The sequence below is a fragment of the Rhodococcus sp. WWJCD1 genome (assembly GCF_002258735.1).
Taxonomy (GTDB): Bacteria; Actinomycetota; Actinomycetes; order Mycobacteriales; family Mycobacteriaceae; genus Rhodococcoides.
The window spans coordinates 135,288-158,986 of the sequence record NZ_NOXY01000025.1 but is presented as its reverse complement, the minus strand read 5'-3'; the positions used below and the strand labels follow the sequence as shown (position 1 = coordinate 158,986).

At 62.4% G+C, this 23,699-nt stretch carries 24 protein-coding genes; 11 read left to right on the top strand and 13 right to left on the bottom strand.

The window, feature by feature from the left end:
* Positions 1-65 precede the first annotated feature (65 nt).
* The 6 genes from CH286_RS17985 to CH286_RS17960 all read left to right on the top strand — a co-directional run bounded on the left by CH286_RS17985 (position 66) and on the right by CH286_RS17960 (position 8,168).
* Positions 66-1,370, top strand: a complete 1,305-nt coding sequence (locus tag CH286_RS17985; protein WP_094609994.1) for a T3SS (YopN, CesT) and YbjN peptide-binding chaperone 1 — start codon at positions 66-68, stop codon at positions 1,368-1,370.
* 92 nt (positions 1,371-1,462) lie between these two features.
* Positions 1,463-2,482: an AurF N-oxygenase family protein gene (locus CH286_RS17980; protein ID WP_094609993.1), complete on the top strand. Its 1,020-nt coding sequence runs from the start codon at positions 1,463-1,465 to the stop codon at positions 2,480-2,482.
* Positions 2,483-2,519: 37 nt separating this feature from the next.
* Positions 2,520-4,118 (top strand): FAD-dependent oxidoreductase, encoded by a 1,599-nt coding sequence (locus CH286_RS17975; RefSeq protein ID WP_141215872.1) that lies wholly within the window; start codon positions 2,520-2,522, stop codon positions 4,116-4,118.
* 211 nt (positions 4,119-4,329) lie between these two features.
* Positions 4,330-5,139 carry a hypothetical protein gene (locus tag CH286_RS17970; RefSeq protein WP_094609991.1) on the top strand — a complete coding sequence of 270 codons (810 nt, stop codon included), beginning with the start codon at positions 4,330-4,332 and terminating at the stop codon, positions 5,137-5,139.
* 219 nt (positions 5,140-5,358) lie between these two features.
* A complete protein-coding gene (locus CH286_RS17965; protein WP_176458283.1) occupies positions 5,359-6,531 on the top strand; it encodes a DUF2786 domain-containing protein in 1,173 nt (390 codons plus the stop codon).
* 20 nt (positions 6,532-6,551) lie between these two features.
* Entirely contained in the window at positions 6,552-8,168 is a 1,617-nt protein-coding gene (locus CH286_RS17960) for an AMP-binding protein (RefSeq protein WP_094609989.1), read from the top strand.
* 9 nt (positions 8,169-8,177) lie between these two features.
* On the opposite strand, the gene CH286_RS17955 is transcribed toward CH286_RS17960, so the two are convergent.
* The 3 genes from CH286_RS17955 to CH286_RS17945 all read right to left on the bottom strand — a co-directional run bounded on the left by CH286_RS17955 (position 8,178) and on the right by CH286_RS17945 (position 11,238).
* Positions 8,178-9,773 (bottom strand): ABC-F family ATP-binding cassette domain-containing protein, encoded by a 1,596-nt coding sequence (locus tag CH286_RS17955; RefSeq protein WP_037148339.1) that lies wholly within the window; start codon positions 9,771-9,773, stop codon positions 8,178-8,180.
* Positions 9,774-9,862: 89 nt separating this feature from the next.
* Positions 9,863-10,564, bottom strand: coding sequence for an aminoglycoside 3'-phosphotransferase (locus tag CH286_RS17950; RefSeq protein ID WP_094609988.1), 702 nt, complete (start codon positions 10,562-10,564; stop codon positions 9,863-9,865).
* Positions 10,561-11,238, bottom strand: coding sequence for a SanA/YdcF family protein (locus CH286_RS17945; protein WP_052077566.1), 678 nt, complete (start codon positions 11,236-11,238; stop codon positions 10,561-10,563). The genes CH286_RS17950 and CH286_RS17945 overlap by 4 nt, the downstream gene beginning before the upstream one ends.
* A gap of 316 nt (positions 11,239-11,554) precedes the next feature.
* Between CH286_RS17945 and CH286_RS17940 the strand changes: the two genes are divergently transcribed.
* Entirely contained in the window at positions 11,555-12,928 is a 1,374-nt protein-coding gene (locus tag CH286_RS17940; protein WP_032402673.1) for a dicarboxylate/amino acid:cation symporter, read from the top strand.
* Between the two features lie 60 nt (positions 12,929-12,988).
* Here the strand turns inward: CH286_RS17940 and CH286_RS17935 are convergent, their stop codons facing one another.
* From CH286_RS17935 to CH286_RS17925, 3 genes are all read right to left on the bottom strand, one after another.
* Positions 12,989-13,462: a hypothetical protein gene (locus CH286_RS17935; protein WP_176458274.1), complete on the bottom strand. Its 474-nt coding sequence runs from the start codon at positions 13,460-13,462 to the stop codon at positions 12,989-12,991.
* Entirely contained in the window at positions 13,401-13,970 is a 570-nt protein-coding gene (locus CH286_RS28440) for a DUF3558 family protein (protein ID WP_094609986.1), read from the bottom strand. Before CH286_RS28440 ends, CH286_RS17935 begins: the two co-directional genes overlap by 62 nt.
* A 64-nt stretch (positions 13,971-14,034) precedes the next feature.
* On the bottom strand, positions 14,035-14,757 hold the full coding sequence (locus CH286_RS17925; RefSeq protein ID WP_255182702.1) for a DUF998 domain-containing protein: 723 nt from the start codon (positions 14,755-14,757) through the stop codon (positions 14,035-14,037).
* A gap of 77 nt (positions 14,758-14,834) precedes the next feature.
* On the opposite strand from CH286_RS17925, the gene CH286_RS17920 reads away from it, so the two are divergent.
* Both CH286_RS17920 and CH286_RS17915 read left to right on the top strand, forming a co-directional pair.
* Positions 14,835-15,176 carry an ArsR/SmtB family transcription factor gene (locus CH286_RS17920; protein WP_032402670.1) on the top strand — a complete coding sequence of 114 codons (342 nt, stop codon included), beginning with the start codon at positions 14,835-14,837 and terminating at the stop codon, positions 15,174-15,176.
* Between the two features lie 3 nt (positions 15,177-15,179).
* Positions 15,180-15,665, top strand: a complete 486-nt coding sequence (locus CH286_RS17915; protein WP_094609985.1) for an SRPBCC family protein — start codon at positions 15,180-15,182, stop codon at positions 15,663-15,665.
* Positions 15,666-15,730: 65 nt separating this feature from the next.
* Here CH286_RS17915 and CH286_RS17910 read toward each other — a convergent pair whose 3' ends face one another.
* From CH286_RS17910 to CH286_RS17900, 3 genes are all read right to left on the bottom strand, one after another.
* Positions 15,731-16,807 carry an LppP/LprE family lipoprotein gene (locus CH286_RS17910; RefSeq protein WP_094609984.1) on the bottom strand — a complete coding sequence of 359 codons (1,077 nt, stop codon included), beginning with the start codon at positions 16,805-16,807 and terminating at the stop codon, positions 15,731-15,733.
* A gap of 83 nt (positions 16,808-16,890) precedes the next feature.
* The gene (locus CH286_RS17905) at positions 16,891-17,448 is read right to left on the bottom strand and encodes a hypothetical protein (RefSeq protein ID WP_141215870.1); all 558 of its coding nucleotides are present in this window, start codon (positions 17,446-17,448) and stop codon (positions 16,891-16,893) included.
* A 114-nt stretch (positions 17,449-17,562) separates the two neighbouring features.
* The gene (locus tag CH286_RS17900) at positions 17,563-18,594 is read right to left on the bottom strand and encodes an SMP-30/gluconolactonase/LRE family protein (RefSeq protein ID WP_094609982.1); all 1,032 of its coding nucleotides are present in this window, start codon (positions 18,592-18,594) and stop codon (positions 17,563-17,565) included.
* Positions 18,595-18,681: 87 nt separating this feature from the next.
* On the opposite strand from CH286_RS17900, the gene CH286_RS17895 reads away from it, so the two are divergent.
* Positions 18,682-19,335 (top strand): DedA family protein, encoded by a 654-nt coding sequence (locus CH286_RS17895; protein ID WP_037148568.1) that lies wholly within the window; start codon positions 18,682-18,684, stop codon positions 19,333-19,335.
* A 4-nt stretch (positions 19,336-19,339) separates the two neighbouring features.
* On the opposite strand, the gene CH286_RS17890 is transcribed toward CH286_RS17895, so the two are convergent.
* Positions 19,340-19,600, bottom strand: coding sequence for a LuxR C-terminal-related transcriptional regulator (locus CH286_RS17890; protein ID WP_037148351.1), 261 nt, complete (start codon positions 19,598-19,600; stop codon positions 19,340-19,342).
* Between the two features lie 172 nt (positions 19,601-19,772).
* Here CH286_RS17890 and CH286_RS17885 point away from each other — a divergent pair, with 172 nt between their 5' ends.
* Positions 19,773-21,020: a TetR/AcrR family transcriptional regulator gene (locus CH286_RS17885; protein ID WP_094610022.1), complete on the top strand. Its 1,248-nt coding sequence runs from the start codon at positions 19,773-19,775 to the stop codon at positions 21,018-21,020.
* 18 nt (positions 21,021-21,038) lie between these two features.
* Here CH286_RS17885 and CH286_RS17880 read toward each other — a convergent pair whose 3' ends face one another.
* The 3 genes from CH286_RS17880 to CH286_RS17870 are packed head-to-tail and all read right to left on the bottom strand — an operon-like array spanning position 21,039 to position 23,609.
* Complete coding sequence (locus tag CH286_RS17880; RefSeq protein WP_094609981.1) at positions 21,039-22,250, bottom strand: Fic family protein; 1,212 nt, start codon at positions 22,248-22,250, stop codon at positions 21,039-21,041.
* Positions 22,251-22,308: 58 nt separating this feature from the next.
* On the bottom strand, positions 22,309-23,088 hold the full coding sequence (locus CH286_RS17875; RefSeq protein ID WP_037148572.1) for a hypothetical protein: 780 nt from the start codon (positions 23,086-23,088) through the stop codon (positions 22,309-22,311).
* 17 nt (positions 23,089-23,105) lie between these two features.
* A complete protein-coding gene (locus CH286_RS17870) occupies positions 23,106-23,609 on the bottom strand; it encodes a DUF1648 domain-containing protein (RefSeq protein WP_094609980.1) in 504 nt (167 codons plus the stop codon).
* Positions 23,610-23,699 lie beyond the last annotated feature (90 nt).

The following is a 23,699-nucleotide window of genomic DNA, read 5'->3' as shown; positions in this document are numbered from 1 at the left end:
TCGGTGGTCGCCGCTAGCGTGATCGAGTCCGCGTTACGTCAGCGCGATCTGGGTAAGGAGCCGACATGAGCGATTCACTCGAGTTCGACTTCGACGTCGATGCCGCCTGGATGCAGTTCCAGCGCACGCTCGGCGACTACGTCAGCGCCATGCGCGACGGCGATGCGTTGGTGATCGAATCGCGATACGACACCACCGACGGCGTCCCCGACACCGCCGCCTGCGTGCAGTTCTATGCCTGGGATCTCGATATGGTCCGCTGCGAGATACCGGCGAACGAACACCTGCACAGCAGCCGAGCCATCACCAGTGACCAGCGAGATGCGTTGATTGCGTTGGGATTTCGCACTTCGCACGATGGCGAGCCGACGGCACCACACGTGGATCGCAATCGTTCGTGGTCCGATGATCTGGCGAAGAAGACCGTCGCGGTGTTCCGTGACATCTGGGGCCTGCCACACCCGTCGTTCCTGAGCGCACGCGCCACCGGGCGCTACGACGTACCGAGCTTCGACATCGCCATCACGGAGCCCGACACCTCCGTGGTTCCGCTGTGCGTTCAGCCCAAGGGGAAAGAGCATCTGCAGCAGCTCGTCGATCGCGCTCTCGAGCCGTGGTTCGGCTTCCCACCGGATCATGACCCCGACGGCGACATTCCGCTGCGGTTCGTAGGCGGCACCGCGTACGTATCGGTCAAACCCACCGAACCGGTGGTCGAGATCAATTCGACGCTCGTCCATGCCGTATCCGGCCGCACTCGCGCGGCGGAATTGTTGGTCGACCTGAACCTGCAACTGCCGGATGTGATGCTGCACCTGGTTCAGGACTGCATCGTCGCTCAGGTACGAGTCAGCGGGTCACCCTTCGTCGCGGATCACCTGTTGTGGGCGGTACGCATGCTCAGTCACGTGTGGGAGCAGGTCGACGACAAGTTCGCCGAGGATTTCGGAGGCGTGCTCGGGGAGCCGACGCCGCCCACGGTCGACGCGGACGACTTTCCCGACGGTTTGCTCGAATTGGTCGATCTGCTCGCCGCGTCCGAAGAGGAACCGCTCGACCCGCATGTGATTCTCGAGTGCTGCTCGTCCGATCGCGATGTCGTCGTCTCGTATCTGCGGATCAGCGCCGAACAAGAAGCGTCGTGGCGTGGGATGGCGGTTGCCGCGGATCTGGGCGACGAGCACTGCGACGTCGACGAGGCAGATCGGGAATCGGCCAACTGGGGCCGTGCCGTCTCTGCCCTCCGTGAGGTGCTGCGCAGCACTCCCGACCAGGTCACGCCCGTGGTCGATCCTTCCGCGATCCAGCTGCAACTATTCGAGACCGACGAAGTAGCCGAGGTGTCCGAAGAGCGTTCGGAGGACCAGTAGACGACCGCCGATCAGAGTCTCCCCAACACGCTTCCCTTTTGTGTTAACTCGGGTTACATTAACCCTATGTTCGCACTTCGTTTGGAGAAGCCATGACACTGACGACAAGCAATACGTCCGTTTCGGTCGACGCCGACACTGCGGACGAGCAGCAGTACATCGAGACGCTCACATTGCTGTCCGAGGGCTCGGTGCACAAGCACTTCGACCCCTACGTGGACATCGACTGGGAGTCCGAGAAGTTCGCAGTACCCGCGAACGATCCTCGATGGGTCCTGCCTGCCAAAACCGATCCGATCGGCGGCCACGCCTGGTATCAGGCGCTTCCACTCGACAGGCAGATCGAGATCGGCATGTGGCGTCAGGCCAATGTCGCAAAGGTCGGTCTGCAATTCGAGAACATCCTGATCCGCGGCATGATGCAGTACGTCTTTTCACTGCCCAACGGCTCCGCCGAGGCGCGCTACTGCACCCACGAATCGATCGAAGAGTGCAACCACACCCTGATGTTCCAGGAGATGGTCAACCGCGTCGGTTCCGATGCGCCCGGCATGAGCCGGCCCATGAAAATGCTGTCTCCGTTCGTTCCACTGTTCGCCACGCTGCTGCCAGAACTGTTCTTCGTCGGCGTTCTCGCAGGCGAAGAGCCCATCGACCACATTCAGAAATCGGTCCTGCGGTCCGGTGACGAGATTCACCCGATCATGCAGAGCGTCATGGCCATTCACGTTGCCGAGGAAGCGCGACACATCTCGTTCGCGCACCAACTGCTACGTCGCCGAGTCCCCAAGATGTCCAAGGTCGGACGGTTCTTGCTTTCACTGGCCTTCCCGATCACGATGCGCATCCTGTGCGACGTCATCGTTATTCCGCCGAAGAAGTTCTGGACGAAATTCGACATCCCGAAGCAGGTGAAGAAGGACCTGTTCTGGGGTACCCCGGAATCGCAGCACGCGCTGCAGGACTACTTCGGCGACGTCCGCATGCTGGCCACCGATACCGGCATGATGAATCGTGCGGCTCGCCTGATGTGGAAGATGTGCGGAATCGACGGCAAGGCCTCACGTTTCCGTAGCGAGCCCGATCGCAGCTCGAGCCAGTTCGCCGCATAGCCCTCTCGCCTCTTGCCACTGCCGTCAGGAACCCCTCATGCCCCACGTCGTCACCCAATCATGTTGTAGCGACGCGTCATGCGTCTACGCGTGCCCCGTCAACTGCATTCATCCCACCCCCGACGAGCCTGACTTCCTGACGGCAGAGATGCTGCACATCGATCCGCAATCATGTGTGGACTGCGGCGCATGTGTCTCGGCCTGCCCGGTCGATGCCATTGTGCCGCAAGCAAAACTGACCGAGGCTCAACTGCCGTTCCTGACGATCAACGCGGACTTCTACAAGCAGGAACGCCCGCCTCGGCCGATCTTGGCACCGGTCACGCCGGCGGCATCGGTCTCGCGTGATCGTCAACCCCTTCGAGTCGCGATCGTCGGATCCGGACCGTCGGCGATGTACGCGGCGGACGAGCTGCTCACGCAACCGGGTGTGAAAGTCGATGTCTACGACAGACTCCCGCAACCACACGGCCTCGCTCGCCTCGGCGTCGCGCCCGACCACCAGAAGACGCGTCAGGTGTCGCGCCTGTTCGAAACCATCTCTGCGCAGGAGGGATTCACCTTCCACCTCGGTGTCGAGGTCGGCAAGGACATCACCCACGACGAGTTGATGGACACCCACCACGCCGTGATCTATGCAGTCGGGGCGTCGTCGGACCGGGAACTCCGCATTCCCGGTGCAGAATTGCCGGGCCGCAGTTCGGCAACCGACTTCGTCGCCTGGTACAACGGCCACCCCGATCACGCACACCGCACGTTCGATCTCTCGCACGAGCGCGCCGTGATCATCGGAAACGGCAACGTGGCACTGGACGTCGCCCGCATCCTGACCATGGATCCGAACGCGCTCGCCCAGACCGACATCGCACCCCACGCCCTGGACGCCCTGCGCCACAGCTCTATTCGTGAGGTGGTTGTCGTCGGCCGCCGCGGCGTCGCCCAGTCTGCATTCACCGTTCCCGAGTTCGCCGGATTGCTCACCGTTCCCGATATCGATCTGGCCATCGACCGCAGCGAACTCGCGCTCGACCCGGTAACGGTCCGCCTCGCCGCTACCGATGACCTACCCCACGCTGTGGCGCAGAAGCTACAACTTCTTCGCCACGTCGACGAATCCCCCGAGCACAGCGACGGCCGTAAGCGCATCACACTGCGATACCTGCTCTCCCCCACCCGCATCCTGGGCACCGATCGAGTGACGGGCATCGAGTTCGAGCGGATGGATCTGACCGCCGACGGTGACGACGTGGTGCGCAGCACTCCTACCGGTGAAGTCGACACCCTCGATGCCGGACTCGTCCTCACATCCATCGGCTACCGCGGAGTTGCGCTGCCCGGGGTTCCCTTCGACGATCGCCGAGGCATCATTCCCAACACCGGCGGCCGTGTATTGCAGGAGTCCGGTGGGCAGACTTCGGTCGGCAGCTATGTCACCGGTTGGATCAAGCGCGGCCCCTCGGGATTCATCGGCACCAACAAATCCTGCGCCCAGGAAACCGTCGGACATCTGGTCGACGACTTCAATGCCGGTCGCCTGGCGGACCCGATCGAGTTGCCCAGCACCTGGCCCGCCGAGTCGAGTCGGGGGCCACTGCGACGCTCGAAAGAGATGCTGTCGACACTGCGCAGGTCCTGACTGCCCGCCCCACTTTTGTCCGGCGGTATCACGCCCGCTGACTGGATCAATGCGCCCGCCAGTCACTCCAACTGCAACAAAGCCGCATTCATCCAGGTGACGAAGGCCGCAGAACCAGGGAAAGCAGCGTGAGGTTGAACCGTCTACCATCGGGGTAGTTACAGCCATCGGTCACCGATTCACGGCGGGCCAACACCTCGAGGAGCACGAGATGCCGGCCCTGCGACGCATCTTCACCAGGACTGCTGTCCCAATTGTCGGCATCGCGTTTGCGCTGACCTGCGCAGCACCTGCGCAGGCTTTGCCGACACCCGCTGACCTCGCAGACGTGCCATCCCGCACCTCGATCTCGTACGAACACGTGCCGACGGGCACATACGTGGGCAGCGCGGAGGATAATTCCGCACGTCCCGGACTGTCGACGGTCAAGCTCTACATGGCCGACTACGTCGTTCGCTACGGAGACGGTTCTGCGCGTGATCGTGACCTGGCCGCTCGAATGGTCCAGGTCAGCGACGACGGTGCCGCGTCCGTCCTCGACAACAAATATCCCCAGGCCATCGATGCGACTGCGGCGGAGTTCGGGCTCACCTCGACCTCGCGTGGTGGTTTCTGGGGCAGTTCCTACACCAGCACAGCTGACACCGTGCGATTCCTGGCGGCGAAGAAGCGCACCGATCCGGCCAGCCCGGTACTGGCCTGGATGACCACGGCGGCACCTGTGGCACGCGACGGAATGGTTCAGGACTGGGGCACCGAGCAGTTGCCCGGCGTGATCGGCTCCAAATGGGGATGGGCCGACGACCGATCGAGTGTGGTCGCATCGGCGTCGATCGGCGATGATTTCGTGGTTGCATCCAATACATACGGATCGACCCGGTCCAATACCGACGACGTGTTGACAACGCTCGGCGGCGTCGAGTTGACGGCACCGCCCGCCCCCGCTCCTGTTCCGAACCTTCCCGCGATTCCCGGCCTGCCGTCGGTCGAAGAACTGCTGCAGATGCTCGCACCTCGCTGACATGTTCGAATAACTTGTCGGACCCCTCCCCTACTCTGCGATTCACCGAAAAGTTCGGGAACCACACCGGGGGACGTGGAGGGGACGACGATGAGTCGTATCGATCTGGACAGTTTTTTCAAGTATTCACGCGCAAACACTGCTCGGGACAGTGCTGATCCGAACGAATTGCTCGACAGCGGAATCGGTTTCGCTCAATTGGGGTCGTCAACGAAGGACATGACCCAGCTGATCGCGGAACGCCTGTCCGCTGCGGAAGACATCAGCCGAACGTATTCAGTGCACGACCGAGCGGCAGGAATACTGGACAAAGCTCTCGACACGGCTTTCGAGAACGGTTGGCAGCCTGCCGAACTGGTGCACGTCACCCGTCAGAGCGCCGGAGACGACGGTGCTGTGGTCATGATCGAGGCAATCGGCGCTCACGCGGCGCGAAGTTCCGCCGACAGCATTGCTCCGGAATCCTGGCGAGATCAGTTGTCCGAGCTGAACGTCGAATCTGCAGGCGGCACCTCTGCCGACCGTCTTCGGCGGTGGCGTTCGTACAACCGGCGATCGTCGGCGCAGTCGTGGTACACCCTTCTGCTCGTACTCGGGTGCGCAACATGGTTGTTGCCCCTCGAGACACTACTGCCCCCTCCTACTCGATGGACATCACGCACCACGCCTGCCGGTCCGCGGCAGGCGGCGGACTCGAAGATGCTCGGCAAGATACGGGGATTACTGGCCAAGGCCGAGTCGACGCAATTCCCCGCTGAAGCCGAGGCCTTATCGGCCAAGGCCCAGGACCTGATGACGCGCTATGCGATCGACAGCGCGCTTCTCGATGCGGAGAACCCCCGCAGCTTGATCGACGATGTCATCAGTCGTCGCATCATGGTGAGCAATCCGTACTCGAAGGCCAAGTTGCTTCTGCTGCACAGCGTGTGCACGGCCAACGGTGCCAGAACAGTGTGGAAAAAGAAGTACTTGTTGGCCACCATGATCGGTCTGCCCGTCGATCTCGACCTGTGCGAGCTGCTGTACACCTCGTTGCTGGTCCAATCGGCCCGCGCGCTCGACGAGGCCGGCGAATCGGCGACCTCGCGGACTCGCAGCTTCCGTCACGCATTCTTGATCGCCTACGCCCACCGAGTCGGCGAACGATTGCACGACGCGCGCACGCGAGCGACTGCAGCGGCGACCCACCAACACGGATCGGCTCTGGTGCCGATCATGGCGGAGCGATCCGATGCCGTCGACCGCGCGTACGCTGCCCGCTACCCGTCGACGAAAACGATCACGTTCGGCAGCGACAATGCACAGGGGTGGCTTGCTGGCCGGGCCGCCGCCGAACGCGCCGACCTTACCGGTGGGCGCGAACGTATCGACAAATCCGATCTGGCTTCGTAGTGCGCGCTACATTGGCTGACATGACCGGTCTAGATACTCCGCTGACGCCACTTCGCTTCCTCGAACGCGCTGCGGAGGTCCATCCCCACAAGACCGCCGTGGAGGATGGTCCGCGCACCTTCACCTACGAACAGTTCGCCGCCGCCGTCACCCGGCTCGCGCATGCACTGCGCGCGTCGGGGGTCGGCCACGGAGACCGGGTGGCCTACATTGCCTCGAACTCGGCGGAGCTGTTGTTCGCGCATTACGCGGTGCCACTGGCCGGTGCCGTTCTGGTCGCGATCAACACCAGGCTCTCACCGGACGAAGTTCGCTACATCTGCGATCACTCCGGTTCGGTTCTGTTGGTGGGTGATTCGGCACTGCTGGCCGGCCTCGGAACAGATCCCATCGCAGATTCGGTCACCGAGATCGTCGAGACTCCCTCGGTGGACGGCACGTACGAGAAGCTGCCGCACACCACTCGATACGACGCATTCCTCGAACGGGGCACGGACGAACCGATGGAGTGGGAGGTCGACGACGAGACGTCGACCATCACGATCAACTACACCTCGGGCACCACCGGTCGACCCAAGGGCGTGATGTACACCCACCGCGGTGCCTACCTCAATTCCCTGGGAGAACTGCACCATCAGGGATTCGGCGTCGACACCCGCTATCTGTGGACTCTTCCGATGTTCCACTGCAACGGATGGTGCACCACGTGGGCGGTCACGGCCGCGTCCGGCACACACGTATGCCTTCGCGGAGTGCGCGGCGACGCCATCTGGTCGGCCATCGACAACGGTGTCGATCACCTTGCCGGTGCGCCGACCGTGCTGACCACTCTCGCCACTGCCGCAGAGGCCCATTCACTCGATCGACCTCTGACCATCGTTACAGCTGGAGCTCCTCCGAGCCCCACGATCATCTCCAAGATTCGAGCATTGGGAGCAACGCTCGTACATGTCTACGGCCTCACCGAAACCTACGGTCCCTATTCGGTGTGCGAGGCAAAGCAGGAGTGGCTCGAACTGGACGCCGACGAACAGGCTCGTCGTTTGGCCAGACAGGGAGTCGGCATGCTCACTGCGGACCGTCTGCGCGTGGTACGCGACAAGCCCGGTCCCGGTGGAGTGTTGATCGACGTCGAACCCGACGGCGGCGAAATGGGCGAGATCGTCATGCGCGGCAACAACGTCATGAAGGGGTACTACAACGACACCGCCGGAACGACACAGGCTTTCGCGGGCGGCTGGTTCCATTCCGGCGACCTCGGGGTGATGCATCCCGACGGCTACGTTCAGCTACTCGATCGCGCCAAGGACGTCGTCATTTCCGGCGGCGAGAACATCTCGACCATCGAGGTGGAGCAGGCGTTGGCGAGCCATCCTGCCGTCGCCGATGTTGCGGTCATCGGGGTGCCCGACGACAAGTGGGGAGAGCGACCGAAGGCGTTCGTGGTGTTGGTGCCCGGCGCGGACGCCTCGGAAGCCGAGCTCGTGGCGCACGTGAAATCGGCCATCGCGTCGTACAAGGCCCCGCGCAACGTCGAATTCATCGTCGAGCTGCCGAAGACTTCGACCGGCAAGATCAGGAAGAAGGAGCTGCGCGACGCCGAGTGGGGCACGTCCGCGTCGAAGATCAACGGATAGCCAACAAGGTCACGCCATCTGCACACCGGCGATTTCGGTGACGCCGCCCTTGCCGTCGAACGACAACTGCCGAAATGCCACCTTCTCGACGAAGAACCTGTCGTGACTCACCAGGATCACCGCGCCGGGAAACGCCATCAGTGCGCGTTCGAGCACCTGGGTGCTCTGCAGGTCGAGGTGGTTGGTGGGCTCGTCGAGCACGATGACGCCTGCGCCGAACAACAGACACTGCGCCAATGCAACTCGTGCCTTCTGCCCTCCGGACAGCACGCCGATCTTCGACTTGAGATCCATCTCGGAGAACTGCAACAACGTGAGAAAGCGGTGCACTTCCTTCTTCGTCGCCGTCAGAGCGAGACTGCCCGGCATTGCGTTCACCGAATGCGACACCGTGTCGTCGAGATCGAGATCGGCCAGCACCTGGTTGTAGTAGATGAACGACGGCGCTTTGGTCTTCCATTTGATCTTGCCGCTGTCCGGCTGCTCGGCACCGACGAGAATGTCGACGAGAGTGGTCTTTCCACATCCATTGGGTCCGGTGATGGCGATGCGATCACCGCGGTGCACGGTGAAGGAGATGTTGTCGAAGAGTCGTTGCTCCCCATAGCTTTTGGCGATCCCGTGGATCTCCGCCAGGTTGTCGTGCACATGCAGACCGCCGTAGATAGCGGTGACCACCGTGTCGACCGGCCGTGGACTCTTGCTCTTCTTGATGTTCGCCAGTCGACGCTTGAGCACCCCGCTGGGGTTCTTCACTGCTTCCTTGCGATCAGTGATCGCTTCTTGCTCGTAGGCCAGCAACTGTTGTTCGTTGCTGAACTCACGTTCGAGGTTCTTGAGTCGAAACTGCTTCTGCTGAACGTATTCCGAGTAGCTGCCATCGTACGTCTGCAGGTGATGGTTCTCGATTTCGACGATGCTGGTGACGACCTGCTCGAGGAATGCTCGGTCGTGCGAGACAACGAGAAGCGCGCCGCGGAAATCTCGTAGCCAACGTTCGAGCCACGCGATTCCGGCAACATCGAGGAAGTTCGTCGGCTCGTCGAGAAGCAGGACGTCCGGGGCCTCGATGAGGATCTTGGCCAACGCTGCGCGGTTGCGCCACCCACCGGACAGTCGATCGACAGGAAGCTCACGTCGTTCGGCGTTGAATCCGAGCATCGACAGCACCGTGTCGATCTGCTGGTGGTAGGTCCAACCGCCGCTGTTCTCCATGGCGTCGAGCAGTTCGGCTTGGCGGTCGACGAGCTTGTACATCTGCTTCTCGTCCAGGTCACCGCCCAATGCGGCCTCGACCTCGGCCAATTCGGTCTCGATCGCGTGGACAGCGCCGAACAGCGATTCGAGCTCCGCTTGGATGCTGCGATCGCCGTCCAGTTCGGAGAACTGCGAGAAGTATCCGATTCGTGCGCCCTCGGTGACGTCGACGGTTCCGGAATCGGGTGTCTCACGCCCGAGAAGAAGCTGCAGCAGGGTGGTCTTGCCCGTTCCGTTGCGGCCGATCAGCCCGATGCGATCACCGTCGGCGAGGCGAAAGAACACCTCGCGCAGCATCACCTTCTGGTCGTATCCCTTGGCAACGTCGTTCAAGCGAATCCAGCTCAACCGTTCACTTCTCCTGAAACACGGGTCCGCTGAGTCGTCGAACCGGGCTCGCTCACTCTAGCCGCGCGCAGCACCGTCCGATTTGCTGCTCATGTGGACTCCCACAACCACAGGTAGTAGTCGAGTCGTTCACGGTCGAGTTCGATGCCGTACGCGTCCAAGAATGCCTTGCAGTAGCTCCGGCCGTAGTTGTACTCGGTGCTCCAGATTGCCGGTGCCAGGTCTGCCCAACGATCGGCGACACCCATGCTGCCCATGTCGACGTGTGCTGCCCAGGATCCGTCGTCGGCGATCAGGGTATTCGGCATGCAGGCGTCGCCGTGGCACACCACGAGCCGATCGACCGACGGCGATTCCACCGGCAACTCGCGGTCACCGATACGAGTGGCCACCGACCAATCGAACGGGCACTGCGCGACGGGGAGTGCATCGTGAAAGGCACGAAGGCCGGTTGCCGCCGCTCGGACCGCGGCGGCCGGGTCCCCCATCCAGCGATCGGCGACGGCGTTCTCCCACGGCAGAGCCTCCGTAACCATCCAAGAACCCGTCGCGTCCGAACCGGTGTCGATTACCTTCGGAACCGGGCTGTACCGGATCGCCCAGTCCAGACGACGCCGCTCGTCTTCCAGGTCGACCGAGCTCTCGACCGGTGTCCATTTGACGTAGCGCGCCTCGCCGATACGAAAAGTCAACCCGCCCAGTTCATTCGACCACACAGGTTCGATGTCGTCAGGTCCCGCCAACTCTCGCACCACGGCCGGGACGGCGATATCGCCATCGGGCACGCTCATTTACCGGTGATGGTCGCGAGCGAATCGACGGGCGGGGACACGACGACGGGATCACGTCCGGACCACAGATCGAGAACTGCTTTGGGGCGCGCCAACAACTCTCGCGCGTAGTTCCGCACCACAGCCAACGTGTTGCAGTCGATGCAGTCGGCAGTCACGCCGTCGACCTCCAGATCCATGTCCTCGCACAGCGCCACGGCGCGCGAGACGTGAAGGGGCTGACTGATGATGAGTCCACGTTCGACGCCGAACGTCTCTTTCGCTCGAGCGCACGTGTCGTAGGTGTCGATGCCGTGGTCGTCGCCGATGATCACGGCGGGGTCGATGCCGTGCTCGATCAGATAGTCGGTCATGGCCTGTATTTCGTTGCCCGAGTTGCCGTCTGCATCACCGGAGACCAGGATCGCTTTGATCTTTCCGGCTTGCATCAGCGCGATCGCGGCGTCGAGGCGGCCGGCGAGAAATCGCATCGGCTTACCGTCGCGCACCTGCGCGCCGAGAACGATGGCCACGGGCGCGTCCGGTGCATCGTCGACGTCGTAGACCTTGCCAGCCGTCGCATACGCAACCCAACCGGCCGATGCCAGAACAACTGCCACCAGTGCTGCAACGAGGGCAGACACCGCCTGCAGGAGTCGCCGAACCAGTCCTCGGGGTTTTGCTTTCGTACTCATGGTCTCGTTTCGTCGGCGGCAGAGAACCCAACGTAGCCGATGAAAACGGCGCATCATCGACACCGCGGCGCACCCACATCGATTCCACAGTGAACCCTCAGAAGAACCCTGCCCCGCTGCCCCGGATGTCCGACGAGTACCGTCTTACCAGTGAATCCGCTGCTGACCTCTCGACGCTACGTCGACTTGCGTCTGCAAGCCAGCGCTACCTGTTGACGGTCCTCTAAACCTCAACCTCTCCGTCGGGCACGTCGGCCCGATGAGCATTCTGTCGCACACCTCTGTCGACACTTCTTCGTTTTCGAAAGGCATAACCATGTCTGCGCCCAGCGCTACCCGTACGCGCCGTGTCCCCACCTGGGCCACCGCGTTCGGTCCACAAATCGTTGCCGGTCTCGTGCTCGGTGTCGTATTCGGGCTGATCGCCCGATCCATGCCCGACGCGGCCGACGGCAACGAGAACTGGTTGGTCGGCACCCTCTCGACCATCGGTTCGAGCTACGTCAAGCTACTCACCGTCGCGGTCATTCCGCTGGTCTTCACGGCAATCGTCAGCTCCATCGCCAACCTCCGTGAAGTCACGAATGCCGCCCGCCTAGCCATTCAGACGCTGTGGTGGTTCGCCATCACGGCCTTCATCGCCGTCATCATCGGCATCGTCATCGGACTGGTCGCGCAGCCGGGGTCCCGCACCAGCGCGGGAGCGGATGCGGCCGAGGCTCCGTCCAGCGTCGGGTCATGGTGGTCGTTCCTGACCGGATTGGTGCCGAACAACTTCTTCGCTCTCGGTGCCAAAACCACGGTCGCCGAGAGCGGTACCGCAACCACATCGTTGAGCTTCAACATCTTGCAGTTGCTGGTGATCGCCGCTGCTATCGGCATCGCGGCACTCAAGGTCGGCAAGAAGGCCGAGCCCTTCCTCGCGTTCAACGCCTCGTTGCTGGCGATCGTGCAGAAGGTGCTGTGGTGGATCATTCGCCTGGCACCGATCGGCACCGCCGCCCTCATCGGCAACGCAGTCGCAACTTATGGCTGGGACGCGATCGGTTCGCTGGGCGTGTTCACCGTGTCGATCTACATCGGCCTGGCTGTGGTGTTCTTCGTCGTGTACCCGTTGATCGTTCGCGCCCATGGACTTTCGGTGCGCAACTTCTACTCGGGAGTGTGGCCGGCAACCCAGCTGGGCTTCGTGTCGCGCTCGTCGATCGGAACTCTCCCGCTCACCGAGCGTGTGACCGAACGCAACCTCGGCGTGCCGCGTGAGTACGCGTCGTTCGCGGTGCCACTCGGGGCGACGACGAAGATGGATGGTTGCGCGGCAATCTATCCCGCAATCGCAGCCCTCTTCGTGGCTCAGTTCTACGGCATCGACCTCACCATCACCGACTACCTGCTGATCATCGTGGTATCCGTGATCGGTTCTGCTGCAACAGCAGGAACGACAGGCGCGACGGTGATGCTCACCCTGACGCTGTCGACACTCGGGTTGCCTCTCGCAGGTGTCGGCCTGCTGCTCGCGGTGGAGCCGATCGTCGACATGGGCCGCACCGCGGTCAACGTGACCGGTCAGGCGCTGGTGCCGACCATCGTGGCCAAGCGCGAAGGAATCCTCGACCTGGAGCGCTACAACGCTCCGCGAAACGGCGATCCCTTCGTCGACGAGGAAGCAGAAGTGGAACTGGCTCGCTAGCAGCACGTTTCGAACGATCGATCCCGACGACCGAGCAACTGGGTCGTCGGGATTCTTCGTCTATCGCGGTGGCGACAGCGCTTCGACTGTAGCCGCGGTATCGGCATCCGTAGCCTCGACACTCGCGAAGTACTGTTGAAAAAACTCGCGCATCGTCTTGATGATCTCGATCTGCTGCTTGATCGCGAAGCGAGCGGAGCCTTCGTCTCCAGTGGCCAGCCGCGTGAACTTCGCTTGAAGCTGTTTGGCCGAGTCCAGGTCTCCCCAGGACTCAGGCCATGCGAGAGAAGCTGTCATTTCCAGCATGCGATCGAGCTTCGTTAGGTACTCGGCGCACGCAGCGTCGCACCGTTCTGCAACTCCTGATTCGACCTCGAGTTCGCCCGCCGCTGCTTGGTCCCGAAGACTGCGCCAGTGGTCTAGATTTCGATTCAAACCGTATGGCTCCAACGCAATCAGCACCCCTTCTGGTTCATTTCGGCAAATACGGTTCGAAATCGACGGCGTGCCGGTTGACCTCGGTGCAGGGTTCACCTTCTAGATCTCGAGAACCCTTCTTCTGCAGGTCGAGCACGATTAGACCGTCGCCTGTTCCGAGTGCAACTGCGCAACCTAGGGATTCCAATTCGTCTGCGTGCCGCAGCTGGACTGCGGTGCGACCCATGAGGCTCACGTCTGCACCGCGCACGAACGAAGGACTGAGCAGTAACTCATCAATGGACTCCAGTGACGACAACACTGCGACGTAATACCAGCTGTTGAGCGCGGTGCCATCCCAAGTACAGCCCTTCCATCCGGGATACGTCGTAATGCCCGCGAAGTCCGGCCTCTCCGTGCTCACGTCCAGCCCACTTGCTGTCACCGCAGATTTGGGGATAGTGCACGGATCGAATGGCTCTCTAGGTCCCGACGCCACGGTCGTCGATTCCGTCGACCAGTTTCCACTCGCGACAGGGCTCCCCTGCGTCGAGGCGGCGCAGCCCGTCAGCAACAGCGCCGAAGCGCAGGCTGCCGCAAGCAGATGCCTACCCGTTGACCGCATACGTTCGCCCTCTCGACACCGACGTCACTCGATGGTTGGACGCGACGCCGGCCCGATCGGTTCCCTAGACGGGCTGCGAGGTCCTGAGCTCCTGTGACTCGGCAGAAGCAAGACTCCTACGTTCGGCTGCCCGCACCCACAAGGTGAGCGAGATCAACGCGATCACTTCGGCGACGACGAGCACTCGCTCCACATAACCGAGGGTGACCACGCGATACCAGGGTCGCGATCCGGTGGCACCGACCGCGAGTGCGTACGCGATGGGCAACAGCGTCACGACCGACAGCATGCTCAGGCCCAGAGTGATTCGCGCACGGGCTGCCCACACGCCATCGCGAATCCAGGGCCGAGAGAACGCGAAGACTGCGACCGGGATGCTGACGAATGCCACGGCGGCACCGAGCCGGTGGATCGACCCGCCGAGGCTCAGTGACGCGTTGTTAGACCAATCCTGTTTCGGCACAGCGACGACGGCCACGAGCCCTACTGTCCAGAGCGTCAAGCAGATCGACGCGGCCGATGCGGGCCGAGTGAGGCGATACCGAAGCGCGGACGCAAGAGTGAGTACCGAGCCGAACGCGAGCAGGACGACCCCGATCGAGAACACCCACTGCTGCGCGCCGAGTCCGTATTCACTGATCGTGCGACGCAGATGCGATGGCGTCTGCCACGCGGTGTGGAGATCGAGAACCAGCACCACCAGCGCCCCCAACACGATCAACAGCGCGCCGATCTTTGCCGGTCGAATCTGCACGTTGCCTCCACTGTCCGGGACGGTGCCGATCACCGTCCGTAGTCCATGTTGCCCGAAGAATCGATCTGCCCTCTTGACCGAGGCTGCAACCTCGAATAACGTACAACCACATGGTTGTAGATCAGTTGAGTGATGCGGAGGTCGATCGCCTCTTCCAGGCGTTCGCAGACACGACACGTCGTGACATCGTCGCCAAGGTCACCGTGGGCGAACAGTCGGTCTCGGACTTGGCATCTCACTACGCCATGAGTTTTGCCGCAGTACAAAAACACGTCGCGGTCCTCGAACGTGCTGCCGTGATCACGAAGCACAAGCGTGGCAGGGAGCAGATCGTGAGAGTTCGATTGGACACCATCGCGAAAGCTCGTGAATTACTCGATACCTACGAGGAGATCTGGCGACGCAGGGTCGACCGGATCGACGACCTTCTGTCCACGGACGAGAAAGGCTGAATCATGCCGTTCATCAGCTCACACAAGGATGCGGAGAACTTGACCATGACCGTGGTCGCCGAGTTCGACGCGAAAGTCGAACGGGTCTGGCAGATTTGGGCAGATCCACGCCAGCTCGAAAAATGGTGGGGACCACCGACGTGGCCCGCGACATTCGACAGCCACGACTTCGTTCCGGGTGGCAGGGCGTCGTACTACATGACTGGGCCGGACGGCGAGAAGGCCGCCGGCTGGTGGCTTTTCACCGATATCTCCGCGCCGACGACGCTCTCGTTCGACGACGGATTCGCCGACGACTCGGGCAATCCGTCGTCGACGATGCCCGTCACCCACGCCATCGCGACCCTCGAAGACGTTGACGGTCGGACACGAATGATTATTCGCTCCCGTTTCGACTCCCTCGAGCAACTCGAGCAACTCGTCGAGATGGGCATGGACGAAGGTATGGCCCTCGCACTGGGCCAGATCGACGCCATTGTCGCCAACTGATCGTGGTGCGCGGAAACTCGGCCTCTGCGACGAGTTTTCGTGCACATGCGGCGAAGCCGCTCAACTCACCCCGTCACCTCGACCGGAATCGCTCCGATTGTCTCGACGGAGGATCCGTTCCACTGGTAGCGCACCAAGGCTGGCCCACCACCCGGGGAGATGGCGTCGTCACCTGGGACTCGCCAGCGGTACGCGATGGTGACGAAGTCGTAGCCGGAGTCCGCGACACTCATGTTCGGATACGGAACGTCATTGGCCTTGCCCAAATACTGGCCGTCGTGAAAGAAGAGCAAATACGACGGGTCGTCATACATGTTGCGGCTTTCGGGTCGCGTCAGAAAGGTGACCAGAGGTAAGCACGGGTATGAGCTCGTGCTGTCGACCCAACCTCTGCCCTCAAAGGGTGGGAGCGATACAAGAGCCGCATCTCGCGCCGAGTTCTCCACGCACACCGACCCGGTCGCCGGATCCACGTTGCCAGCGGGTGCAGGAACGGGTGCAGGCCCGGGCGCTGGAACGGGTGCAGGCCCTGGCGCAGGACTGGGAGCCGGGTTCGCGCGGGGCGGGTTCAGCACTTCCGGCGGCAACTGGTCGAGCATGTCGACCGACGACCCGTTCCACCGGTATCGCACGAGCGCGGGTCCGCCCGTCGGATTCGCGTTCGCATCACCAGGGTTGGTCCACTTGTACGACACCGCGACGGTGTCGGAGAGCTGATCGACCACGGTCGTGAACGCGTACTGCTCGGCCGTTGCGGTTCCGAGATAGGTGTTGTCGTGGAAGAACAGCACGGTTTCCGGGCTGCTGCTGGTTGCATCCGCGATGCGCGCGGTGGCCCAGGCCAGCGTTGCGCAGGGGTCGCCTCGCTCGTCGAGTTGCCAAGCGCTGGCCATGAACGGGGTGAGACCACCGATCGCGTCCTGAACTACGGAGTCTTCGAGACAGGTGGACGACCCTCCTCCGACAGGCGCGCCCGGAGTTGTCGATGATCCCGGTGAGGTCGTCGGGGCGGCGGAGGAGGTGGGTGTCGCTGCTGTTCCGGACCCGGGAATGCCGGCCGCTGGGGTGCCCGAGTCAGGACTCGAACACCCACTCACGATCAATGCGACGACGGCCAGCCCCGCACACACTCGAAGTTTCATACCCGGGTGTCGAGCGTCACGAACCGACCGTTACTTCAGATCACGATCCTTCACCGAGTCGAGATCCAATCGAGTCGTATCCGCTACCGGTGAGTGCTGCCGACCAACGCTCGACTGCTCCCCCACAGGGCGAAGCCGAGCAACAGGAAGCCGGGCAAAATTGCACCGATCGCGTCGATAGAGCTGTCGGCGGCACCCGCAGCGGCGAGAATCAGGGCGAGTACGCCGAGCGCGGTCAACGCCACGCCGAGGCCGGTGAAGAAACGCAGCCTCCACACCAGCGCGAGGGCGACGAAATGCACGCCGACCACCGTCGAAATCCACGCAACCGCAGCCTGCGGTGCATCGAGTGGACCGTTGATGATCGCGAGACCGCCGAAGATTGCAACCACCTCGACGGCGACCACGACCCAGTACCCGCGGCCGAAGCCGCCGCGGGCACCGTCCTCCGGAGCGGGGGCCGGCTGGACTCGCCACACCGCGAGAAGCACGACGACCAACGCCGCCGCTGCGACGACACGCAGCCCGATGGTCAAGGTCGTCGGAAACGTATCCGAATTGACGAAGACGAAGACCAATCCGAAAACGGCTCCGATGATCGAGCCGATTTTTTCGGGAGCCATGCGTGCTCTGGGTTTCACGTGGCCCACCGTCGCACAGTTTCACCGCGTGTACAGCGAATCTGGCCGATCGATCGTCGTGCGCGGAACCTCGGTGTCTGTTACGACTTTCCGTGCACGTGCGGCGACGCCGCTCTACTCCGGAACAGAGCTGACAGTGAACGGCTCGACGGGTTCTCCCCCACGCTTGTCGAACTGGCTGTTCACCACCAGCAATCGATCATCCACTGCCGCAACGGTTGTGGGGTAGGCAAACGATGCGTCGGTGATTTCGCCGGTGACCGCGCCGGTTCTGCCGTCATCATCGAGGTCGACCTTCGCGATCAGACCGTCGCGATTTCGGACGACGTACAGCGTGTCGTCGTCCATCTCCATCCCGTCGCCGTTCACGAGCGTCGCTCCGCCGAGATCGACCTGGGTGACCTCCTTGGAGATCTTGTCGATGCGATACAGGTTGCCGGTGCTCGACTGCACGACGATCAACGCCGATTCGTCGTCGTTCTCGACGATGCCGTTCGCATTGAAGCCCTCTCCGTATGCAAACGGGGTGCCGTCGAAGCTCACGAATGTCTCCAGCGGACCGTCCTGCGTCCCAGCCACAATCTGATCGAAGGGAATGCGGTACAGCGCCGGGCTGCGTGAGTCCGTCACAAAGGCATCGCCGTTGTCGGCAATCGCAACGTCGTTGAGGAACGTCGCGTCGGTGCCGAGACCGTTGGTGAACGTGGCCACCAGATCACCGGAGTTGGCGTCGTACACCCACACCTTGCCTGTCGCTCCACCGGCGATCACCAAGTAGTCGGGCCGATCGTCGTCATCGGTGACATCAATGCCGGCAGCGCCGGTGCGTCCGTCGGCTCCGCCGGGCAAGAACACAGAAACATCCGGGGATCCGACGGTTCCGCGGAACACTGCGCCGTCGGAGGTGGACGTCACGTAGAACGTGTCGTCCGCTGCGGTGATGCCTTCGGGGAACACTCCGGTTCCGGGCAGGCTGTAGACCATTGCAGAGCTCGAACTCGGTGACGTCGACGCCGACTCCGATGCCGACGCGGCAGAATTGCTTGGGGTGCTCGGTGCCGGCTCCACCGAATCAGAGGACCCGCAGGCACTCAGCAGCAGTGTGGCGACGGCAACAGCAGGGACTACTCGAGAGACTCGGTTCACATCATCGAGTGTTCCATATGTCTCAATTTGCAGGCATTTCTCCTGGTGAGCAGATTTCTGGTCCGTCCGTTTCGTACAGTCGTTGTCATGAGTGACCTCTCACCCCTCGCCGCAGCCGACAGCGACCTCGGAGGGATCGCCGGATGGGCAGTGGGTCTGATGGAGGCCATCGGTGGCCCCGGCGCAGGAATCGCGGTGGCCGCCGAGAACTTCTTCCCGCCGCTACCCAGCGAGATCATCCTGCCGCTGGCGGGCTTCACCGCATCGCAGGGCGGCATGACTCTGTTCGGTGCATTGTTCTGGACCACGGCCGGCTCGGTCGTCGGTGCGTTGGTTCTGTACTGGCTCGGCATCAAGCTCGGACGTGACCGGATGTACGCCATCGTCGAGAAGATGCCGTTCGTCGGAACCGAGGATCTGACCAAAGCGGAGGACTGGTTCACCCGTCACGGTCGGTCGGCGGTGTTCTTCGGCCGCATGATCCCGGTAGTCCGCTCGGGCATTTCCATTCCGGCCGGAGTATCACGGATGCCGATCCTGCAGTTCACGCTGTATACGACTCTGGGCAGCCTGATCTGGAACTCGATCTTCGTTCTCGCCGGTTACTTCCTCGGCGAGAACTGGCACTACGTGGAGAACTACGCCTCGGTATTCCAGTACATCGTCATCGGCATCGTTGTGGCGTTGATCGCGTGGTTCGTGGTGAAGAAAATGAAGTCCAGGCGCGTCGAGGTTCGGTAGACCCTCACAGGTCTTCGATGTCGATGAAACCGTCCTGCAGAGCACGGGCAAGCAACGTCGCTTTGGTGGGTGCGCTGCGCCCCACCGCGGAATACTTGGCTCGGATCCGGGACAAGTGGGTGTTCACGGTCCCCATCGCCAAATAGAGCGAGCGCGATGCCTCCGCTTTCGAGTCCGAGATGAGCCATGCGGTGAGTACTTCGATTTCACGAGCGCTGAGCCGTGGATCGGGGGCATCGCCGATGCGGATGTCGAGAACTGTCATGGAGATCCTTGATTTCGGGCACCACCGCTGTCCCGGCGGTGCGATACGGCCAATGACACCGCACTCGCTCCGTGGCGTCACTCCGACGAATGACCGAGGTAGCTCTCAACCGAGAGTGAATACTGTCACCGGCACCGTCGCGGTCGGCCTCACCTCGGTAAAGTCCGTCCCCATGAACGAGCTCGACGCCACTGCCACCCATTTTGTCGAAGCAGCTGTCACATTGTTGGTCGCAGATCCGCGAAGGATTCTCGAACGCGGTGTGCGCGTCGAGGACGTCGTCCACGCATCCGACTCGTCGACAGCGACGTTCTTCCGGAAGTTCAGCACCAAGGCCGACTTTCTCGACAAGGTGGTCGAGCATCTGTCCCGCACGCCACTGCCCACCGACGTTCACGAGACTGTTCGCACGAAGGCGACCGACAGCGGTGCATCGATTCGCGCGACAGTGTCGGCGCTCGTTGCGCTTTACTTTCCGGCACTCGTCGACCGGAACAGAGTCACCGAGTCACTTCTCGACCACGTTTTCAGCGGGCCTTCTTCTCTGACACTCGCCAGCGCTTACCGCGTCCGAGACGAAGCCGTACTGGACGCATTCGAGGCACTGTTCGACCCCGACGGTGGGGCCTTTCGCCGTCCCTTCACGGCCCGATCGTTCGCAGTGACGGTCAACGCCATCATCGACGGCTTTCGCATCCGCAGTCAGGTGGGCGACAAATCCGTATCGGCCGATGTGCTGTCCGACGCGGTACTTGCCTTCCTCGGGGCCGTCGTCGACACGTCGGGACAGCATCAGCACCTCGATGACGTCGTGGGGGAAGTCGGTGTACCGGTCGAGGACCGCCCACTTCCTCGCGATCCGCGCGCCGCGATCGTCACCGCTGCGCGCGACGAGTTCGGAAAGCGCGGCTACTTCATGACGCGTATGGACGACGTCGCCGACATCGCAGGAGTGCCGAGGGCGGCCTGCAGGACTCTGTTTCCAACCAAGCCGTCCGTCATCGTGGCAGCACTGCAGAGTCGAGTCGATCGTCTTCGCGAGTCGGTAGCCGACGACCAGTTACTGGGCCTGGACGAGCTCACGATTCTGCGACATCACATGCTGCGGTGCGCGCAGCTCGCCGCCGACGAACTCGAATTCATGGACGCTCTTCTCGTCGCCGTCGCACACGACACGTACGGCGAGCCGGAGGGATTGATCTCGATCAAGGAGAAGCTCAACCTGCCGGCGATCATTGCACCGGTCATCGCTCGGGGTCAGGACAGCGGGATCTTCCGAAAGAGCTCGAGCCCAGTCGATCTCGCAGCAGGCATCACCAATACTCTGCTGATGCGGTGCTTCACACGACGACAGAACAGCCCTCAGGACAATGCGAACTTCGTCGCTGAACTTCTCCTCGACGGCCTCGGTGTGCACTGAGCATCGACCGACTGCGTGTCATCGGACCCGCCGGATTCCGTCGGCGAAGCGGTCCAGCGCAGCGAGAATCTCATCCGCCTGCCAGACCCTGTTTCGTCGCCCCTTCGATGTCTGGTGAAGTATGACTGCCTCGGCCAGCTTGTCGATCGCTCGCTGAGCCGCAATCTCACTGACTCCGAATGCGCTTCGCACATAGGCGTTGTCGACAACCGGCTGCGCCACCAGCGCGTCGACGAGCTTCCAGACGACCGAGTCGCTGCGAGCCACGATGCGCTCGATGTATTCGGCCCGAACGGCGGCCAGATCGTCGACCAACCGTCGCCCACCGGTGACGGCATGAAAGGTCGCCGCGGTGAGACTACGAACGATTGCCTCCACATCTCCCCTCCGATAGGCGTCGAAGCTCTCGAAATAGCTGGCGGTATCGGTCAGCAATCCGGCCGACAGCGGAACCGTCACTCGCTCGGTCACCTCGGCCCTCCGGAGCATTCCGTGGATGATCGCGCGGCCGGTGCGACCGTTTCCGTCCGTGAACGGGTGGAGCGTCTCGAATTGCGCGTGTGTGACTGCTACATGAGGGATGACCGGGAGGTCCGAGCGAGCCGCGAACTCGAAGAGATCGTCCAGCGCGTCCGGCAACCGATCGTGATGCGGCGGTACGAATGCCGCGCGCTGCGGGCCGATGTCCGATCCGCCGATCCACACCTGTTGTGTGCGCCATCGGTCGGGCTGAGGGTCGCCACTCGGCTCCATCAGCGCATGGTGCATGGCCAGAACACTCGATGCGTCGATGGACGTACCCACCTCGAGAGCAGCTTCCATCGCGCGGACGTTTCCCGACACGATCGATGCATTCCGTGTTGTGGGCGAACCCAATTCGGCGAGTGCGAGCGCCCTGGCTCCCACGGTCAGATTCTCGATCTGCGAGGACGCTGAGCTTTCCGTTCGCAGCAGAATCGAACTCATCGGTGCAAGCTCGACCGATGAACCGAGTTGCATCGAGGCGTACTGGTCGAAGCGGACGATTTCACGGAGAGCGTCCTCCGATTCCGCAAGCAGCTGCGCGGGCAACACCAAATCCGCATCCGCGATACGCGCCGGCACGCACGCGCGATAGTCACCCTGATGCAGCCCACGCTGGGCGCGCGAGGTGTAGGTATCGAACACCTGCCATGGTCGACGCTCGAATTCGACCGCAGGCCATCGGCTCGCGTCCTGATCATCCGTCATCGATGGACCATACCAAACCTTACTGATTTAAAGTTTGGTATGGTAGTTGATACCAACGTCAGCGCTGCCCGGAATCCCCGAGCTTTTCTGCCGCCTCGCGCAATTGCACTCCGATGCGATCGGTCGCCTCGTCGAACAGGTCACGCGCTGCACTGAGATTCAAGGACGCCAGCTCATCGCTCTCGCGCTCCTCGAGTTCGGCGAAGTCCGGAGAGCCGTGATGCTCTATCCACCGCATCTTCTCGAGTTCCTTCTCGATATCCATCAGTCCGTCCAGATACGAGCGCAGGGCAGTCAATCGCAGTATCAGGGTGCGCTGGCGATCGGCGAGTGCTTCGGTGCGTCGGGCGTACATCGCCTGTACCTCGGCATCTTTGGCGAGATGACCCGACGGTGGGCCACCGAGACGATCGAAGGCAGCCTGGAGCAGCCCTGCACTGCGCGCTACCGAGGCCACTTCCGCAGACAGGTCGATGCGCACTATCCGATGCGCTACGTCATCCGCCGTCCACGCCGCCAGGCCTTCGATAGCAGTGGCCAGAGCGGCGACGACGTAGACGACACTGCCGGTGACCGTCTTACGGAGGCTCTCGAGTTCGGCGATCTCGGCCTGGCCTCGACTTGCCGGCTCCCGATCTACGACCTTGCGCACTCTGTCGAGCCTGGTCGCAGTCGGGGGATCATGCAGAGTCGAGGTGGCAGCAAGACGCCAGGAGGTGAGTGCATCTCGGACGAAGTGGCCATGCGCACCGCGCCACGCGGGTTTGCCGAGATCGACCAATGCGCCGTCGATCGCGCGCTGATCCTTCGACCGCCGATCGAACGGATTCCATCCCATGTCCACTCCCCACGCAGTCAGTCCTTCGGAATACGGTAACGACTACCCATGAACGCGAAGGCCGCATATCCCAGAATCACCACCACATAAAGCACAGTCGGCACCACGAACACCCACGCGCTCACCGACGCACCTGTGGTCGTGCCCGCAACGACGCAGATCCAGGCGAACAGCAGTGCGGTGACGACTCCGATCCAGTCGAGGTCCTCGGACATCTTGCGGTTCAGTTCGGGTCGATTCTCGGGGGAAGTCCAGTACTCGTGCAGTCGTCGACTCGGCAGATTCACCATCTGAGCCGGAAGCTTGGGCAGCCACCAACCGACGCTGACGAACAACCCGATCATGACGAACCCGGTACCGCCCATCGTGAGGAGGAACGACAGCTTCGAGTCCATCCGATCCACCTGCCCGGAACCGTCGAAGTGTGCGGGTACCTCGTCGCCCGCGGTGACGGCGACCCACACGAGGCTACCGATGAAGACGAGACTGGACAGCAGTAAGGCAACGCGCGAAAGCTTCATCCCAGTTCACTTTAATGCCTCCGGCAGTGGTGTGATGCTGAGCCTCTGGGTCGCTCCGCAGGCTATGCTCCTGTGCCACAGAAAGCACCT

Coding starts and splice junctions, on each gene's coding strand:
- CH286_RS17890 (WP_037148351.1), bottom strand. CDS start 19,600: ATGACAGTTCTCGACATCCGCATCGGCGATGCCCCCGATCCACGGCTC.
- CH286_RS17880 (WP_094609981.1), bottom strand. CDS start 22,250: ATGACGGATGATCAGGACGCGAGCCGATGGCCTGCGGTCGAATTCGAG.
- CH286_RS17980 (WP_094609993.1), top strand. CDS start 1,463: ATGACACTGACGACAAGCAATACGTCCGTTTCGGTCGACGCCGACACT.
- CH286_RS17965 (WP_176458283.1), top strand. CDS start 5,359: ATGACCCAGCTGATCGCGGAACGCCTGTCCGCTGCGGAAGACATCAGC.
- CH286_RS17910 (WP_094609984.1), bottom strand. CDS start 16,807: ATGAAACTTCGAGTGTGTGCGGGGCTGGCCGTCGTCGCATTGATCGTG.
- CH286_RS17950 (WP_094609988.1), bottom strand. CDS start 10,564: ATGAGCGTGCCCGATGGCGATATCGCCGTCCCGGCCGTGGTGCGAGAG.
- CH286_RS17895 (WP_037148568.1), top strand. CDS start 18,682: ATGAGTGACCTCTCACCCCTCGCCGCAGCCGACAGCGACCTCGGAGGG.
- CH286_RS17960 (WP_094609989.1), top strand. CDS start 6,552: ATGACCGGTCTAGATACTCCGCTGACGCCACTTCGCTTCCTCGAACGC.
- CH286_RS17915 (WP_094609985.1), top strand. CDS start 15,180: ATGCCGTTCATCAGCTCACACAAGGATGCGGAGAACTTGACCATGACC.
- CH286_RS17985 (WP_094609994.1), top strand. CDS start 66: ATGAGCGATTCACTCGAGTTCGACTTCGACGTCGATGCCGCCTGGATG.
- CH286_RS17875 (WP_037148572.1), bottom strand. CDS start 23,088: ATGGGATGGAATCCGTTCGATCGGCGGTCGAAGGATCAGCGCGCGATC.
- CH286_RS17970 (WP_094609991.1), top strand. CDS start 4,330: ATGCCGGCCCTGCGACGCATCTTCACCAGGACTGCTGTCCCAATTGTC.
- CH286_RS17940 (WP_032402673.1), top strand. CDS start 11,555: ATGTCTGCGCCCAGCGCTACCCGTACGCGCCGTGTCCCCACCTGGGCC.
- CH286_RS17945 (WP_052077566.1), bottom strand. CDS start 11,238: ATGAGTACGAAAGCAAAACCCCGAGGACTGGTTCGGCGACTCCTGCAG.
- CH286_RS17920 (WP_032402670.1), top strand. CDS start 14,835: ATGGTTGTAGATCAGTTGAGTGATGCGGAGGTCGATCGCCTCTTCCAG.
- CH286_RS17975 (WP_141215872.1), top strand. CDS start 2,520: ATGCCCCACGTCGTCACCCAATCATGTTGTAGCGACGCGTCATGCGTC.
- CH286_RS28440 (WP_094609986.1), bottom strand. CDS start 13,970: ATGCGGTCAACGGGTAGGCATCTGCTTGCGGCAGCCTGCGCTTCGGCG.
- CH286_RS17885 (WP_094610022.1), top strand. CDS start 19,773: ATGAACGAGCTCGACGCCACTGCCACCCATTTTGTCGAAGCAGCTGTC.
- CH286_RS17870 (WP_094609980.1), bottom strand. CDS start 23,609: ATGAAGCTTTCGCGCGTTGCCTTACTGCTGTCCAGTCTCGTCTTCATC.